This window comes from Agrobacterium sp. NPDC058088, assembly GCF_042885035.1.
In the GTDB taxonomy this organism is placed as follows: Bacteria; Pseudomonadota; Alphaproteobacteria; order Rhizobiales; family Rhizobiaceae; genus Agrobacterium.
The window spans coordinates 348,564-362,797 of the sequence record NZ_JBHVSU010000001.1 but is presented as its reverse complement, the minus strand read 5'-3'; the positions used below and the strand labels follow the sequence as shown (position 1 = coordinate 362,797).

13 protein-coding genes are annotated in these 14,234 nt (G+C 59.2%); 8 read left to right on the top strand and 5 right to left on the bottom strand.

Annotated features, from left to right (window positions below; translation table 11 throughout):
* Positions 1–89 precede the first annotated feature (89 nt).
* The 3 genes from adh to ACFVTJ_RS01775 form a co-directional block, all read right to left on the bottom strand.
* Entirely contained in the window at positions 90–1,607 is a 1,518-nt protein-coding gene (gene adh, locus ACFVTJ_RS01785) for an aldehyde dehydrogenase (RefSeq protein ID WP_386904116.1), read from the bottom strand.
* Between the two features lie 173 nt (positions 1,608–1,780).
* Positions 1,781–2,740: a helix-turn-helix domain-containing protein gene (locus tag ACFVTJ_RS01780; protein WP_386905237.1), complete on the bottom strand. Its 960-nt coding sequence runs from the start codon at positions 2,738–2,740 to the stop codon at positions 1,781–1,783.
* Positions 2,741–2,844: 104 nt separating this feature from the next.
* Entirely contained in the window at positions 2,845–4,929 is a 2,085-nt protein-coding gene (locus ACFVTJ_RS01775; protein ID WP_386904114.1) for a putative bifunctional diguanylate cyclase/phosphodiesterase, read from the bottom strand.
* Positions 4,930–5,236: 307 nt separating this feature from the next.
* Between ACFVTJ_RS01775 and ACFVTJ_RS01770 the strand changes: the two genes are divergently transcribed.
* The 5 genes from ACFVTJ_RS01770 to ACFVTJ_RS01750 all read left to right on the top strand — a co-directional run bounded on the left by ACFVTJ_RS01770 (position 5,237) and on the right by ACFVTJ_RS01750 (position 10,543).
* On the top strand, positions 5,237–5,851 hold the full coding sequence (locus ACFVTJ_RS01770; protein ID WP_386904112.1) for a 50S ribosomal protein L25/general stress protein Ctc: 615 nt from the start codon (positions 5,237–5,239) through the stop codon (positions 5,849–5,851).
* A 297-nt stretch (positions 5,852–6,148) separates the two neighbouring features.
* Entirely contained in the window at positions 6,149–8,536 is a 2,388-nt protein-coding gene (locus tag ACFVTJ_RS01765) for an EAL domain-containing protein (protein ID WP_386904110.1), read from the top strand.
* 17 nt (positions 8,537–8,553) lie between these two features.
* Positions 8,554–9,267: a substrate-binding periplasmic protein gene (locus ACFVTJ_RS01760; RefSeq protein ID WP_386904108.1), complete on the top strand. Its 714-nt coding sequence runs from the start codon at positions 8,554–8,556 to the stop codon at positions 9,265–9,267.
* Positions 9,268–9,367: 100 nt separating this feature from the next.
* Positions 9,368–10,084 (top strand): aminoacyl-tRNA hydrolase, encoded by a 717-nt coding sequence (gene pth, locus ACFVTJ_RS01755; protein WP_386904106.1) that lies wholly within the window; start codon positions 9,368–9,370, stop codon positions 10,082–10,084.
* A gap of 6 nt (positions 10,085–10,090) precedes the next feature.
* The gene (locus ACFVTJ_RS01750; RefSeq protein ID WP_386904104.1) at positions 10,091–10,543 is read left to right on the top strand and encodes a GNAT family N-acetyltransferase; all 453 of its coding nucleotides are present in this window, start codon (positions 10,091–10,093) and stop codon (positions 10,541–10,543) included.
* Between the two features lie 48 nt (positions 10,544–10,591).
* Here the strand turns inward: ACFVTJ_RS01750 and clpS are convergent, their stop codons facing one another.
* Positions 10,592–10,903, bottom strand: coding sequence for an ATP-dependent Clp protease adapter ClpS (gene clpS / locus ACFVTJ_RS01745; protein WP_386904102.1), 312 nt, complete (start codon positions 10,901–10,903; stop codon positions 10,592–10,594).
* 229 nt (positions 10,904–11,132) lie between these two features.
* Between clpS and ychF the strand changes: the two genes are divergently transcribed.
* The 3 genes from ychF (at position 11,133) to ACFVTJ_RS01730 (ending at position 13,444) form a co-directional block, all read left to right on the top strand.
* On the top strand, positions 11,133–12,236 hold the full coding sequence (gene ychF, locus ACFVTJ_RS01740) for a redox-regulated ATPase YchF (RefSeq protein WP_386904100.1): 1,104 nt from the start codon (positions 11,133–11,135) through the stop codon (positions 12,234–12,236).
* A gap of 270 nt (positions 12,237–12,506) precedes the next feature.
* Positions 12,507–12,980 (top strand): MaoC family dehydratase, encoded by a 474-nt coding sequence (locus ACFVTJ_RS01735; protein ID WP_386904098.1) that lies wholly within the window; start codon positions 12,507–12,509, stop codon positions 12,978–12,980.
* Entirely contained in the window at positions 12,977–13,444 is a 468-nt protein-coding gene (locus ACFVTJ_RS01730) for a MaoC family dehydratase (protein WP_386904096.1), read from the top strand. The genes ACFVTJ_RS01735 and ACFVTJ_RS01730 overlap by 4 nt, the downstream gene beginning before the upstream one ends.
* A 48-nt stretch (positions 13,445–13,492) precedes the next feature.
* On the opposite strand, the gene ACFVTJ_RS01725 is transcribed toward ACFVTJ_RS01730, so the two are convergent.
* Positions 13,493–14,035, bottom strand: a complete 543-nt coding sequence (locus tag ACFVTJ_RS01725; RefSeq protein ID WP_077106284.1) for an adenine phosphoribosyltransferase — start codon at positions 14,033–14,035, stop codon at positions 13,493–13,495.
* Positions 14,036–14,234: the final 199 nt, after the last annotated feature.

Below are 14,234 nucleotides of genomic sequence, written 5' to 3'. Positions count from 1 at the left end.
ATTCCGATCCGGGCTCCCAGGGGCCGAAGCCCCTGGGAATGCGCCGGCGAGCCCGGCACCCTTGCCCTCGCCGGCTTCCGGGGAGGAACTCAGAAGAAGCCAACCTTGTTGGGGCTGTAGGAAACCAGCAGGTTCTTGGTCTGCTGGTAGTGATCGAGCATCATCTTGTGGGTCTCGCGACCGATGCCCGACTGCTTGTAGCCGCCAAAGGCAGCGCCAGCCGGATAGACGTGGTAGCAGTTCGTCCATACACGACCCGCTTCAATGCCACGCCCGGCGCGATAGGAGATGTTCGTGTCACGGCTCCAGACGCCTGCGCCGAGACCGTAAACCGTGTCATTGGCGATTTCGAGCGCTTCTTCCACCGTCTTGAAGGTGGTGACGGAAACAACGGGACCGAAGATTTCCTCCTGGAAAATCCGCATCTTGTTGTTTCCTTCAAAGACGGTCGGCTGGATGTAGTAACCGTCTTTCAGATCACCCGACAGCGTCTTGCGATCACCGCCGGTCAGAACCTTGGCGCCTTCCTTCTTGCCGATCTCCAGATAGCTCATGATCTTGTCAAACTGTTCCTGCGAGGCCTGCGCGCCCAGCATGGTCGACGGGTTGAGCGGATCGTCCTGGCTGATGGCCTGCACGCGCTTGATCGCCTTTTCCATGAAGCGGTCATAGATCGATTCGTGGACCAGCGCACGCGAAGGGCAGGTGCATACCTCGCCCTGGTTCAGCGCGAAGAAAGCGAAACCTTCCAAAGCCTTATCAAGGAAGGCATCGTCCTCGTTCATCACGTCGGCAAAGAAGATGTTCGGCGACTTGCCGCCTAGCTCCAGCGTGATGTTGGTCACGTTGTCGGCCGCATAACGCATGATTTCCTTGCCGACCGAAGTCGATCCGGTGAAGGCGATCTTGGCGATACGGTTGCTCTGGGCCAGTGGCTTGCCGGCCTCGAGACCCGTGCCGTTGACGATGTTGAGGACGCCGGGCGGCAGCAGGTCCTCGATAAGCTCCATCACGATGAGAATGGAGGCCGGTGTCTGCTCGGCCGGCTTCAGCACAACGCAATTGCCCGCGGCAAGCGCCGGTGCAAGCTTCCACGCGGCCATGAGGATCGGGAAGTTCCACGGAATGATCTGGCCAACAACACCGAGCGGTTCATGGAAGTGATAGGCCACGGTATCGTTATCGATCTCGCCGATCGTGCCTTCCTGGGCGCGGATGCAGCCTGCGAAATAGCGGAAATGGTCGATGGCGAGCGGAATATCCGCATTGGTGGTCTCGCGCAGCGGCTTGCCATTGTCCCAGGTCTCGGCCCGGGCGATGAGGTCTAGATTGTCTTCAATGCGCTGGGCGATCTTGAGCAGGATGTTGGAGCGCTCGGTTATGCTCGTCTTGCCCCATTTGTCGCGGGCCTTGTGGGCAGCGTCGAGCGCGAACTCGATGTCGGCTGCATCCGAACGCGGTACTTCGCAAATCTTGTGCCCGGTCACCGGTGAGAGATTGTCCATGTAGCGGCCAGATTTCGGCTCCACCCACTTGCCGCCAATGTAATTGCCGTATTTCAGCTTGAAGGGCGCTTCGCCCGCTTTCTGCTGAACCTGAATGTTCATGATTTCATCCTCCCTGATGAAAACGATCCGCAGCGGATCGCATGGGAGGAAGGTGGGCCTAGATGGCGCGGTTCGGTAGAGGGGCGCCGCGGTTCCGCAGCGCACATTGTCTCACATCTGCGACAAAGACGCTTTTATCCGGCACGATCGGCCGGATCTTGCCCCGCACGCCCTCAATGCACGTCAAATTTCTTCATCTTGCGGTGAAGCGTGGCGCGGCTGATGCCGAGCAGCGAAGCGGCCTGCGTCACGTTGCCGTTGGTGCGCGACAATACGCGGCGAAGTGCTGAGCGTTCCGCTTCGGCGAGGTCGGAGCCGCCATCATGGCGCTGTTCCTGCAGAATATCGGCGGCTGGCAGGCCCTGCGCAATGCGGGCATCATCAAGCTTCAGCGCAAGGCGCGCCGCGCGGGTTGCACCCAGAACGAGATCATCCTGATCCACGGCAAGCAGCGAAAGCGCCGCCCCGAAACCGCTCGGCACAACAACAATGCGCGCACCCGGAAAAGCCCGTCGGAAAAGATTGCCCTCAATGCGTTGCGCCGCGTCCTTCACCGCCTGGGTGACGAAGGAGAAGGTCATCTCATTGATATCGTCGCGGCAGGTGGAAATATCGAGTGCACCCGTCACCCGACCGGTATGGTCACGGATGGGCGCTGTCGTGCAGCAGAGTTCGGTATTCGACGTGAAGAAATGCTGGTCGCGATAGACCACCACCGAGCGCTCATCGACGAGCGCCGTGCCGATGCCGTTGGTGCCGACACTCGCCTCGCTCCAGACCGCGCCGGACCAGAGACCAAGCGCCCGGAATTCTCGGTCATCGCCAGCCGCACCGCGTCTTTCCAGCGCAACGCCCTGTGCATCGGTCAAAAGCAGGCAGCAACCGGATTTGCCGACACTTTGGAAAATGCGGTCGAGCTCATCCGTGCTTTCGGCGATCAGGCCGGCGGCACTTTCGCGCGCGCGTCGAAATTCGACCTCGCTGAGAAAGATCGGCTTGCGATTTTCCTCCGGCGCAAGACGGTGCTTGACCATGCACCGCTGCCACGAGGCGACAATCGGAGAACTTGCGGCGGCGGAACGATGACGCGCGGTTTCATACACGCGTTCCGCATGGGCGATGTCTGTCGGCATACGCTCCTCCCAAAGCTTTTCGGCGATGGTGCGCTGGAAGCGTTCATGTTTCAACAAAAAATTTCGCGACCGGCCCGCCGGGAACAGCCATCGGCTGCAGCGGACTAGCGAACTGCCTTGATATAACGCCGGCCGGAGGCCTCTTCCGTTTCATCCTCCGTTGAAAGAAACGTGTCATCGACAAGATTGGCAATGGAGGTCAGCGGTCCGGGCTTGCCGAAAAAGAAGCCCTGCACCTGCAGGCAGCCTTCACGCCGCAGGAACTCGATATGGGCCTTCGTTTCCACACCTTCCGCGAGTACCGGAATATTGAGGCTATGCGCCAGAATGAGCGTCGAGCGAACGATCGCCTCAGACTGCACATTGGTGGACAGGCCATCGATGAAGGCACGGTCGATCTTGATCTTGTCGAAAGGAAAACTCTGCAGGGTCGAAAGCGAGGAGTAACCCGTGCCGTAGTCATCCATCGCGATCTTGACGCCGAGCGCCTTGAGCTTGCGGATGGTGACGAGCGCGTGGCGGTGGTCGGCGATAATGCTACCTTCGGTGATTTCAAGCTCGAGCCTTTCCGGCGCAAGTCCCGTTTCGGCAAGAATTCTCTCAACCTTGTCGGGGAAATCATTATCCGCAAGCTGCTGCGGCGCGACGTTGACGGCAATGGCGAGTGACTTTTTCCACTGCGCAGCCTGTGCACATGCTTCTCTCAATACCCATTCGCCCAGTTCGACGATGAAGCCGGTCTGTTCGGCAATCGGAATGAATTCGACGGGCGAGATCATGCCGCGTTCCGGATGTTTCCAGCGCAGAAGCGCCTCGAAACCGACGATGCTGCCACTCTTGGTGTCGTTCTGCTGCTGGTAATAAAGCTCGAACTCTTTATTGGCGAGGCCGCTGCGCATGGCGACGGCAAGCACGTTGCGCTCACGCGCGGCCTCGTCCATGGATTTGTCATAGAAGCAGATCGTGTCCGACGTGCCGCTTTTTGCCCGGTACATGGCGACATCAGCCTGGGCCATCAGCGTATCCGCATCGATGGAGCTGGTATTGCGCACCGATATACCGACGCTGGCGCCGACAGAAAATGTCTGCCCGTTCCATTCCACCGGCTTGCTGATCTGCTCGATCAAACGCTGGGCAAACTCCGCACCATCGGCGCGGGTATAGTAGGAATGGGTCATCGCCACGAACTCGTCGCCGCCCATGCGCGCCAGGAACTCACCGGTCTTCAGCACCGAACTCGCGCGGTCGGCGATGGCGCGTAGTACGGCGTCACCGGCCGCATGACCATGCACGTCATTGATTTCCTTGAAACGGTCGAGATCGATCGACAGAAGCGCGGTATGTGCGCCCAGCGAGATATGGCGCGTGCGGCGGTTGAGATGCTCGATGAATGCCGCGCGGTTGGGAATACCCGTCAGCGGATCATGCAATGAAAGATGGCGATAACGCGCGACCGCCTGCTGGGTTGACTGGGCGTCGATGACATAGGTGGAAAGCCCGAGCGCCAGAAGCAGCAGCGTCACGGCGATTGCGCCCCCGCCCATGATGGCCGGCGGCAGCAGATTTTCCGGGATGACGATGCGCGGATCGAAGACGAAGGACATGGAGGCCATGCCGGTATAGTGCATCGAGGCAATGGCCAGGATGAGAAACGCCACCGCACCATACTGGCAGAAGCGGTTGAGAGGCCGGGCAATGCGATTGACCGCAATGGCGCCCAGCACCGCCCCCAATATCAGTGAGGCGATGACATAGGCCTGATTCCAGAAGATCATGCCCTGAACATTATAGGCCGCCATGCCGGTGTAATGCATGGCGGCAATGCCGAGGCCGAGGATGACTCCGCCGGCTTCCACCAGAACGCTGCGCCCGCCATAGGCGGAAATGCCGAAACCGGCAGTCGTCGTCGTAATGGCGATAAGAAGTGACAGCCCGGTAAGGTACGGATCGTAACCCACATCACCCGCCGCGACATAGCCCAGCATCGCCACGAAATGGGTGGTCCATATCGCAGCACCACCATTGACGCCCGCCAGAAACAGCCAATTGACCTTCTGCACTCCCGTCGCCAGACGCGCTTTCGAAAAAAGGCGCATCGAAACGAAGCTTCCGAGCATGCAGACGAAGACCGCCGCGATGGTGTATCGATAGTCGTGATCGATGGTGAGGCACTGGAGAACTTTGAGCATTGTCATCTACGCGGTTGAAATTTTGCCCAGACTTACCATTCGCCAAGTTTTCACCAGGTTTATATGAATGGATAAGCACATATTAAAAGTTGCAACACGCGAGTGAATTAGTACGACCTAATGAAACCGTAGAGGTACGCAGACGAGAAGCGGTCCTCTCTTGTCTTTATGTCCCGTTTGTATTATAGCGCCCGCACCCGTGTAGACACCCTTGGAGGCAACGCGGGCGGGATGGCTTTGACGGCCTCTCCAGTTCAGGCCGCTTTGTTCGGCATGAACTCTCCATATAACCTCGAAAGGAACTGCCATGAGCAAAGAATCGTATGAGCTCAAGGCCGAGGCGCGCGAACGAGTTGGTAAGGGGTCCTCTCGTGAACTTCGCCGCAACGGTTTGATTCCCGCTGTCATCTATGGTGACAAGCAGGCCCCCATTTCTATCGCCCTGTCCACCAATGAAGTCACCAAGCGTATCCACGCTGGCGGTTTCATGACGACGGTTGCGACGATCGACGTCGACGGCAAGAAGATCAAGGTTCTCCCGAAGGATTACCAGCTTGATCCGGTCCGCGACTTCACCATGCATGTCGACTTCCTGCGCGTTTCGGGCAACACGCTCGTCAACGTCGAAATTCCGGTTCACTTCGAAAACGAAGAAAAGTCGGACATCAAGATCGGCGGCGTTCTGAACATCGTTCGCCACACGGTGGAATTCCACTGCCCGGCCAACGACATTCCGGAAGCCATCACGGTCGACCTCTCCGGCCTGAAGATCGGCGACAGCGTTCACATCTCGAACGTGAAGCTGCCGAAGAACATCACGCCCGTCATCGCCGACCGTGACTTCACGATCGCAACCATCGTTGCTCCGGCAGCAGGCGTTGAAGAAGAAGAAGCCGCAGCTGAAGAAGCTTCCGAGGAATAATCGGCGGCCGCAAGGCCTGATAGCTTTGAAGAACGAAGCCCGTTCCGTTTTCGGAACGGGCTTTTTAGTTTTTATGAACTTTAAAACCAGAAAGCTTACCGGCCGCAACTGAGACGGAAGCGGTTTCAGTGTCGATTAACACTTCCATGAAACGATACTCTTGCGCTGTCGTGGAACACCGGCCAGCTGGGGAAATGGATGGGAAAACAGGCTTTTGCCGAAAACCTTCGCCACACCTCCGTGGAAGGACAAAACGCGGCGCAGCAAGTCTGGGGTAAAGGGTAGCTGCAATCGAACATGGCTCATTCCGTCGAAAGTCGCTTTATCGCGATTGTTTCCGGTGCACTTCTTACAGTGGTCGCCCCGCTTTTCACGCTGTTGCTGACGCTTTCCTATAACGAGGCAATCCGCAGCCAGCGCAACCACATCGAAATTCTGCTGTCGACCAATACGCAGGCGCTCGCCCGCCCTCTGTGGGACCTTGATGACGACACCATAAACCAGATTACCGGAACCCTCGTTTCCGATCCCATGATCCGCATGGTCGAAGTCAAGGATACATCCGGCCAGCTGGATGTCGTCCAGACTGCCGGCAGCGACATCATTCAGGATGCCGCCTCGACGACACGCGAGGTAATCTACAAGACCACCAAGGGCCCCGTCACCGTTGGCCAGCTGACGGTCTATTACGATGATGTCGGCCTTCTGACCTCGCTTAGTCGTACCGAACTGGCCTTTATCACGATTTTCATCCTCGCCGTTGTCACGGTCGTTCTTGCCGCCATCATCGGCAACCGCTTCATGGTCATCCGTCCACTAATGCGACTGGCGGCGGCAATAGAGGCTACACGCCGCCTCGGCTCACGCCACCATGTCGACTGGCGCTCCAAGGATGAAATCGGCCGGCTGGCAAAAAGCTTCAACGAAATGCAGATCCAGCTTGAAAAAGAAGAGCTGGAAATCAAGAATGCCCACCAACGCAAGACGGAGATCTACAACCGCACCCCCGCCATGCTGTTCTCGCTCGACAGGCACGACCGGATTGCCGCCGTCAGCGACTATTGGGTGCAGGCGACCGGTTACGATCGCACGCGGATACTCGGCCTGAACTTCGCCGATCTAATCCATCCCGAGGACAGGTCCCTCTTCCAGCAGCGCAAGGCGGCACAGCCCTCGCCCGACGTTTCGCAGAACGGCATCACCGTGCGTTTCCATTGCATGGATGGCGGCATCATGGACGCGCTCATCCTCGAAAAGCCGCTCGATTCCGGCGGTGCCGCGCAGCAAAGCACATCCCTGTGCGTCATGACCGATGTAACCGAACTGAGCCAGTCGGAGAAACGCAACCGCCAGCAGGCCATCTCCGACCATCTGACCGGCCTCTTCAACCGTCAGGGTTTCGAGGCCATCCTCGACCTGCAGATCCGCGATGCGGACAGGAACGGCAGCGAACTGGCGTGCCTGTTCATCGACCTCGATCGTTTCAAGGCCATCAACGACAATCTCGGCCATGCCGCGGGTGACGCCGTTCTCAAGCAATTCACGCTGAAACTCGAACCCCTGCTGACGCCCCTCGACAGCGCATCGCGGCTTGGCGGCGACGAATTCGCCATTCTCCTGGCCGGCGACAAGGTGGAGGAGCGCGCCCTGGAATTCTGCGAGCGCGTCTGCACCATGCTGGACACGCCCTTCGAGATCGAGAACAACAGCATCCGTCTCAGCGCCAGCATCGGCATGGCGGTCTATCCTCTGCACGCGTCCAGCGCGTCCGAGCTTTTACAGAATGCCGACATGGCCATGTATAGTCGCAAGAGAACTGGCAAAAACGGCTCACAGGTCTTTGACAGCTCGATCATGGACCGCGCCCGCGAACATGCGGAGCTTGAGCGGGATATCGCGCAGGCGCTTTCCGAGGACTGGTTCGAAGCCTATTTCCAACCCATTCAAGACCTCGCAACCGGCCAGACGGCGGGTTTCGAAGCGCTGCTGCGTCTCAACCATCCCGACAAGGGATTGCTTCCCCCGGCTGCAATCATCAGCCTTGCTGAAGAGAACGGCACCATTCAACGCATCGGCAATGTGATTCTCGATCAGTCGATAGCCAATCTCGCCCGGCTATCGCGCCTGCCTGGCATGGAGCAGACCTATGTGGCGGTGAATTTTTCGCCGCTGCAATTCGAACCGGGATTGCCGACACGCATCGCCGGCGTCCTGCACCGGCACGGTATTCTACCCGGACGCCTGGTGCTCGAGATCACCGAAGCCGTCATCATGAAGGATGATCCGCAAATCCGGGCGATCCTCAACGCCATCCACCAGCTGGGCTGCCGCATCGCGCTGGATGATTTCGGCACGGGTTATTCCTCGCTCAGCTATCTCAGCCGCTTTCCGGTCGATATCGTCAAGATCGACCAATCCTTCACCCGCTCGATCTGCGATGACACGGTGGAAATCAGCCAGCGAAACCGTATGCTTGTCGAAGGCATCGCCGCCATCTCGCACAAGATGAACTGCACCGTCATTGCCGAGGGCGTGGAGACGGAAGAGCAGAAGGACCTCCTGACCGATATGGGCGCGGACTTCGGGCAGGGTTATTACTTTGCGCGGCCGCAGCCGGTCCAAAAGCTGATCGCCGCACTTGATGCGGCGCCAGGGCAAAGCCGCATAGCGGCAAGACAAGCGTGAACCCGGTGGAGGCAGCGATGCGATGGATCCGCTTTTGTCTGATCTTTCTTGCTCTTGCCACTCCGGCCAGCGCGGCCAAGCTTTTCCTGACGACCGAGGTCTATCCGCCCTATAATCTGCAGGCCAGCGACGGCAGCGTGCACGGCGTCTATTTCGACCAGCTAAAGATCGTGCTTCAGGACACCGGCACGGACTACGAAGTCGCCGTCATGCCCTGGGCACGGGCCATTGCGCTGGCCACAACACAGACCATGCACTGCGTCTTCGCCACGGCGAGAACGCCCGAGCGGGAAAATCTTTTCAAATGGGTCGCGCCGATCCACATCGACCGCAATATTCTCGTGGCGCGCCGCGAGGCGAATATTGAGGCTTCCAGCCTTGAGGAGGCCAAAAAATACCGGGTGGGAACCCAGCGGGGCGACTATACCGAAGCACTCCTGGAAAAACTCGGTTTCCCGCAGGTGGACGTCGGCGCGGATTTCGAGATCACGCTCAACAAGCTGAAGCTCGGCCGCATCGACCTCATGCCCATGTCGGAAAGTACCTTCAAGAGCCTGCCTGCGAACAACTTCAAGGAGGTGGTGACGCTGGCCCGGCAACAGCTCGGCCTTGCCTGCAACAAAAGCGTTCCTGACGAGCTCATCGCGAAATTGCAGGCCCGGCTGGACGGGCTGATCGCCGATGGAACGCAACAGCGGATATTCGACCGCTACGATCTCGTCCGCCCCTGACCAATCGGCCGATCTTACCGCAAACCCATAAAAAGATTGACATCAGGCCCTTTTCGGGGTGGTGACAACAGCATCATCAGGCAAAACGCGGACATGCCCCATGAAGATCATCGCAGGACTAGGTAATCCCGGCGCGCAATATGCGGGAAACCGTCACAATATCGGCTTCATGGCCGTGGATGCGCTGCAGCGCCTGCCCTTCTTTGCGCCCTGGTCGAAGAAGTTCAAGGCGGAGATTTCCGAAGGCGAGATCGGCGGCGAGAAGGTTCTGCTGATGAAACCGCTTACCTACATGAACCTGTCCGGCGAATCCGTCGGCGAAGCCATGCGCTTTTTCAAGCTCGCACCTGCTGACATCATCGCCATCCATGATGAACTGGATTTGCCGGCAGGCCGCGCCCGCATCAAGACGGGTGGCGGCCACGGCGGCCATAACGGCCTCAAATCGCTCGACGCCCATTGCGGCAAGGACTACCGGCGCCTGCGCCTCGGCATCGGCCATCCCGGCGACAAGGAGCGGGTGCATGGCCATGTGCTCGGCGATTTCGCCAAGGCCGATCACGTCTGGCTCGATCCGCTCCTCGACGCAATCGCCGACAACGCCGCCATGCTGGTGAAGGCAGAAGATTCGCAATTGATGAACAAGCTGGCACTGGCGACTAGCAGCAAACCTGACGCGGAAAAACCGGCAAAGGCGGCCAAGCCCGCCGCGCAGTCACACATCCATCAGGCGCGCAACAGCGCCCAGCCGAAAAAGCTGCCGGAAACCGGGCCGATGGCCGAGATGCTGAAGCGCATGTTCGGCAAGAAGGACTAAGCCCGCATGTCTTCCGACACCGATACCCTGCGTGCGGCGCAAACCAGCGATCTGCCCGATTTGCTGAAACTCTATCGGGCACTCAATCCGTCCGATCCTGTGTTGACGGCCCAAGAGGCAAGCGCGACCTTCGCCACCATGCTCGCCCAGCCCGGCCTGACGGTGTTTCTGGCGACGGACAATGGAGAGGCCGTTGCGACTGCCACGCTTCTGATTGTTCCAAACCTGACCCGCGCCGCCCGCCCCTATGCTTTTATCGAAAACGTGGTGACGCTAGAAACCCTTCGCGGCCGGGGATATGGCCGCGCGGTGGTGCGCCATGCCGTCGAGGCGGCTTTTGCGGCGAACTGCTACAAGGTGATGCTTCTGACGGGTCGCCAGCGCCCGGAAGTTCACGCCTTCTACGAAAGCTGCGGTTTCGTGCAGAACAAGACCGGTTTCCAGATCCGGCGCGATTAGGGAGCAACGCGTCCATTTCGGCGACCCGTTACACCCCACAAAAAGCCCTCACTCCTCCGGCTCGGTGGTGAACATTAACGGGAAGCCCGCCTCCTTGCCGAGGTCGGTCGCTTCCTTGGCCTTGGTTTCGGCGATATCGCGCTCGCAGACGACCACCACCGCACTGCCGAAGCGGTGCGCCGTCATCATCACGCGGTGGCCGGTATCCTCGCTCATGCGGAAGACGGCCTTCAGGACGACGGTCACGAACTCGCGCGGCGTGTAATCATCATTCAACAGGATGACCTTGTAGAGCTTAGGCCGCTCCAGCTTAGGTTTTACTCTTGGTTTCGGTTTGAGATCGACAGGACTGTCACTCATCATCGTCGCTCATCATGGTCGTTCATGGGGCAAAATACCCGGATGACGAAAGATCGCTGGTTTGACGCGCTCATATTGCGCCGCAACCGCGCCATCGGCAACCCTGCCCGGAATTCCGCACCTTTCAGATGGCTTTGCCTGCCCAAATCGACCCGCGGGCTTGACCTTGCCCTGCCGTTTCCGCAAAAGGCTCCTCAACGAATTCTTTCAAACGGACAGGTTTCAAGCCATGGGCTTCAAATGCGGTATCGTTGGATTGCCAAATGTCGGCAAGTCCACCCTCTTTAACGCGCTGACGAAAACGGCCGCCGCCCAGGCAGCCAACTATCCTTTCTGCACCATCGAGCCGAATACCGGCGAGGTTGCGGTGCCGGACCCGCGTATGCAGCAGCTCGCGGCCATTGCCGGTTCCAAGGAAATCATTCCGACCCGCATCTCCTTCGTCGACATTGCCGGCCTGGTGCGCGGCGCATCGAAGGGTGAAGGTCTAGGCAACAAGTTCCTCGCCAACATCCGTGAAGTCGATGCCGTCGTGCACGTGCTGCGCTGTTTCGAAGACGACGATATCACCCATGTGGAGGGCCGCATCAACCCGGTCGGCGATGCCGAAACGATCGAAACGGAGCTGATGCTCGCCGACCTCGAAAGCCTGGAACGCCGCGTAGAGCAGACGCGCAAGCGCGCCAGCAGCAAGGATAAGGAATCCCTGGCCCAACTGCCCGTCATGGAAGCCGTCATCACGCTGCTCAACGACGGAAAGCCGGCACGTCTGCTTTTGAAGACACTGGCGGCCGAGGAAATCGAAATCCTCAAGGGGCTCAACCTCCTGACCTCGCACCCGGTGCTTTATGTCTGCAACGTCTCGGAAGCCGACGCCTCCTCCGGCAACGAACACACCGCAGCCGTCGCGGAGATGGCAAAGCAACAGGGCGCCGAATGCGTGATCATCTCGGCAGCAATCGAGGCCGAAGTCGCACAGCTTCCTGCCGATGAAGCTGAGGAATTCCTCTCAGCCCTCGGCCTTAACGAGGCCGGCCTCGACCGGCTGATCCGTGCGGGATACCACCTGCTCGACCTCATCACCTATTTCACCGTCGGCCCCAAGGAAACGCGCGCCTGGACAATCGTGCGCGGCACCAAAGCGCCCGCTGCCGCCGGCGTCATCCATACCGATTTCGAACGCGGCTTCATCCGCGCCTTCACCATCGCCTTTGACGACTACATCGCCTACAAGGGCGAAGTTGGCGCCAAGGAAGCCGGTAAGGGTCGCGACGAAGGCAAGGAATATGTCGTCCAGGACGGCGACGTCATCCACTTCCGCTTCAATACCTGATCTGGTTTGGACGGGCTTGCTTCCTCCCCGACCGGGGAGAAGGTGGACCGGAGGGTCAGATGAGGACGCAAACCTCTCCTGATATCTCTACCCTCGCCCCCTCATCCGGCTGCCGCGGACTTCTCCCCCCGCGGGGAGAAGAAGCAAGACGCAGCCGCCCGCTTCCTAACACCTCCCCGTAGAACCAAGCGCACCCACGATTTGACCTTTACGTAAAGGGAAAAATCATTTTAGATGCCAGCTATACTGACTGCGTGAAGGGAGGACGCCATGACGCCGGTCGCGACTTATGCCTATGAGGATTTTCCCGTTGGGCAGGAATTTGCGCTTGGACCGCAATCGATTTCGGCAGAGCAGATCATTGTCTTTGCCAGTGAATTCGACCCCCAACCCATGCACCTTTCCGAAGAAGCCGGACGCCAGAGCATTCTCGGCGGGCTGGCGGCTTCCGGTTGGCACACCTGCGCCCTGCTGATGCGGATGATGGCGGACAGCTACATCGCCAACTCCACCTCGCAGGGCAGCCCCGGCATCGACTACGTCGACTGGAAGAAACCGGTTCTGGCTGGCGATACGCTTTCGGGAAAATCCATCGTGCTGGAGCAGCGCCCTTCCGCCTCACGGCCCGGCATCGGCCTCGTGAAACTACGCCACGAGCTTTATAACCAGCGCGGCGTCCTGGTCTCGCAGGGTGAAAATACCGTCATGTTCCTGATGCGCGGCAATGGAGGCGTTGCGGCATGAGACTGGCAGAACTTTCCCCGATCGGCGAACGCGTCACCCTTGATACGCTGCATTTTTCCGCCGAAGACATTATCCGCTTCGCCCGCGATTTCGACCCGCAGCCCTTTCATCTCGATGCCGAGGCGGCCAGGAACAGCGTTTTCGGTGGCCTCTGCGCCTCCGGCTGGCACACGGGCGCGGGCTGGATGAAATCCTTCCTTTCCCATTGGGCAAAAGAAGTGAAGAGGTTGAAGCTACAGGGGCTCGAACCTCCGAAACTCGGCCCCTCCCCGGGCTTCCGCGAACTCAAATGGAAGAAGCCGGTTTTTGCCGGGGACGACGTGACCTATTTCGTCACCCTGCTCGACGCCCGTCCGTTGGAATCGAGACCCGGCGTCTGGTTGAACACCACCTTCAATGAGGGCGTCAACCAGTCGGGAGAAACGGTGCTGACCTTCCAGAGCGGAGTTCTGGAATTCGAATAAAGCCAGGTCCGGGGCATATCGTCGCAACGTGCCCCGCCGGCTACCACCTCAATGGCCGGAAAATTCCACCAGCGTCCGCACCTCGACGCCGAGGTCCTCCAGCTTTTTGCGCCCTCCGAGATCAGGCAGATCGATGACGAAACAGGCGGAAACGATATCCGCGCCCATCTGCCGCAAAAGCTTGACCGCGCCTTCGGCAGTGCCACCGGTGGCGATCAGATCATCAACCAGAATGACCTTCTCGCCCGGCTGCACGGCATCAACATGCATTTCCATTTCGTCCACGCCATACTCCAGGCTGTAGGCGACCCGAACCGTGGTATGTGGCAGCTTGCCCTTCTTGCGGATCGGCACGAAACCGGCAGACAGTTGATGGGCGACCGCCCCGCCCAGAATGAAGCCGCGCGCTTCCATGCCGGCGATCTTGTCGATCTTCGTTCCCGCATAGGGTTGCACGAGTTCATCGACGGCACGGCGAAAAGCGCGTGGGTTGCCGAGCAGCGTCGTGATGTCCCGGAAGATGATACCCGGCTTCGGATAGTCGGGAATGGAACGGATGGCAGCGGCAAGCTCCGAAGCAATAACGGTCATGGTATTTCCAGTTAAATGGGAGATGGATCAAGGTTCGGGCCACCCTATCAACTTGGCGGCGGCGGACCAACTAAAAAGGACCGGCGCCATCGACGGCCATCGCCGATCGGCACGGAGCCTCGTAAATCCGCATTATGTGAACGGCAACCCGGCCAATTTCCAGACTTCAAATGAAAAAGGCCCCCCATGGAAACCATGG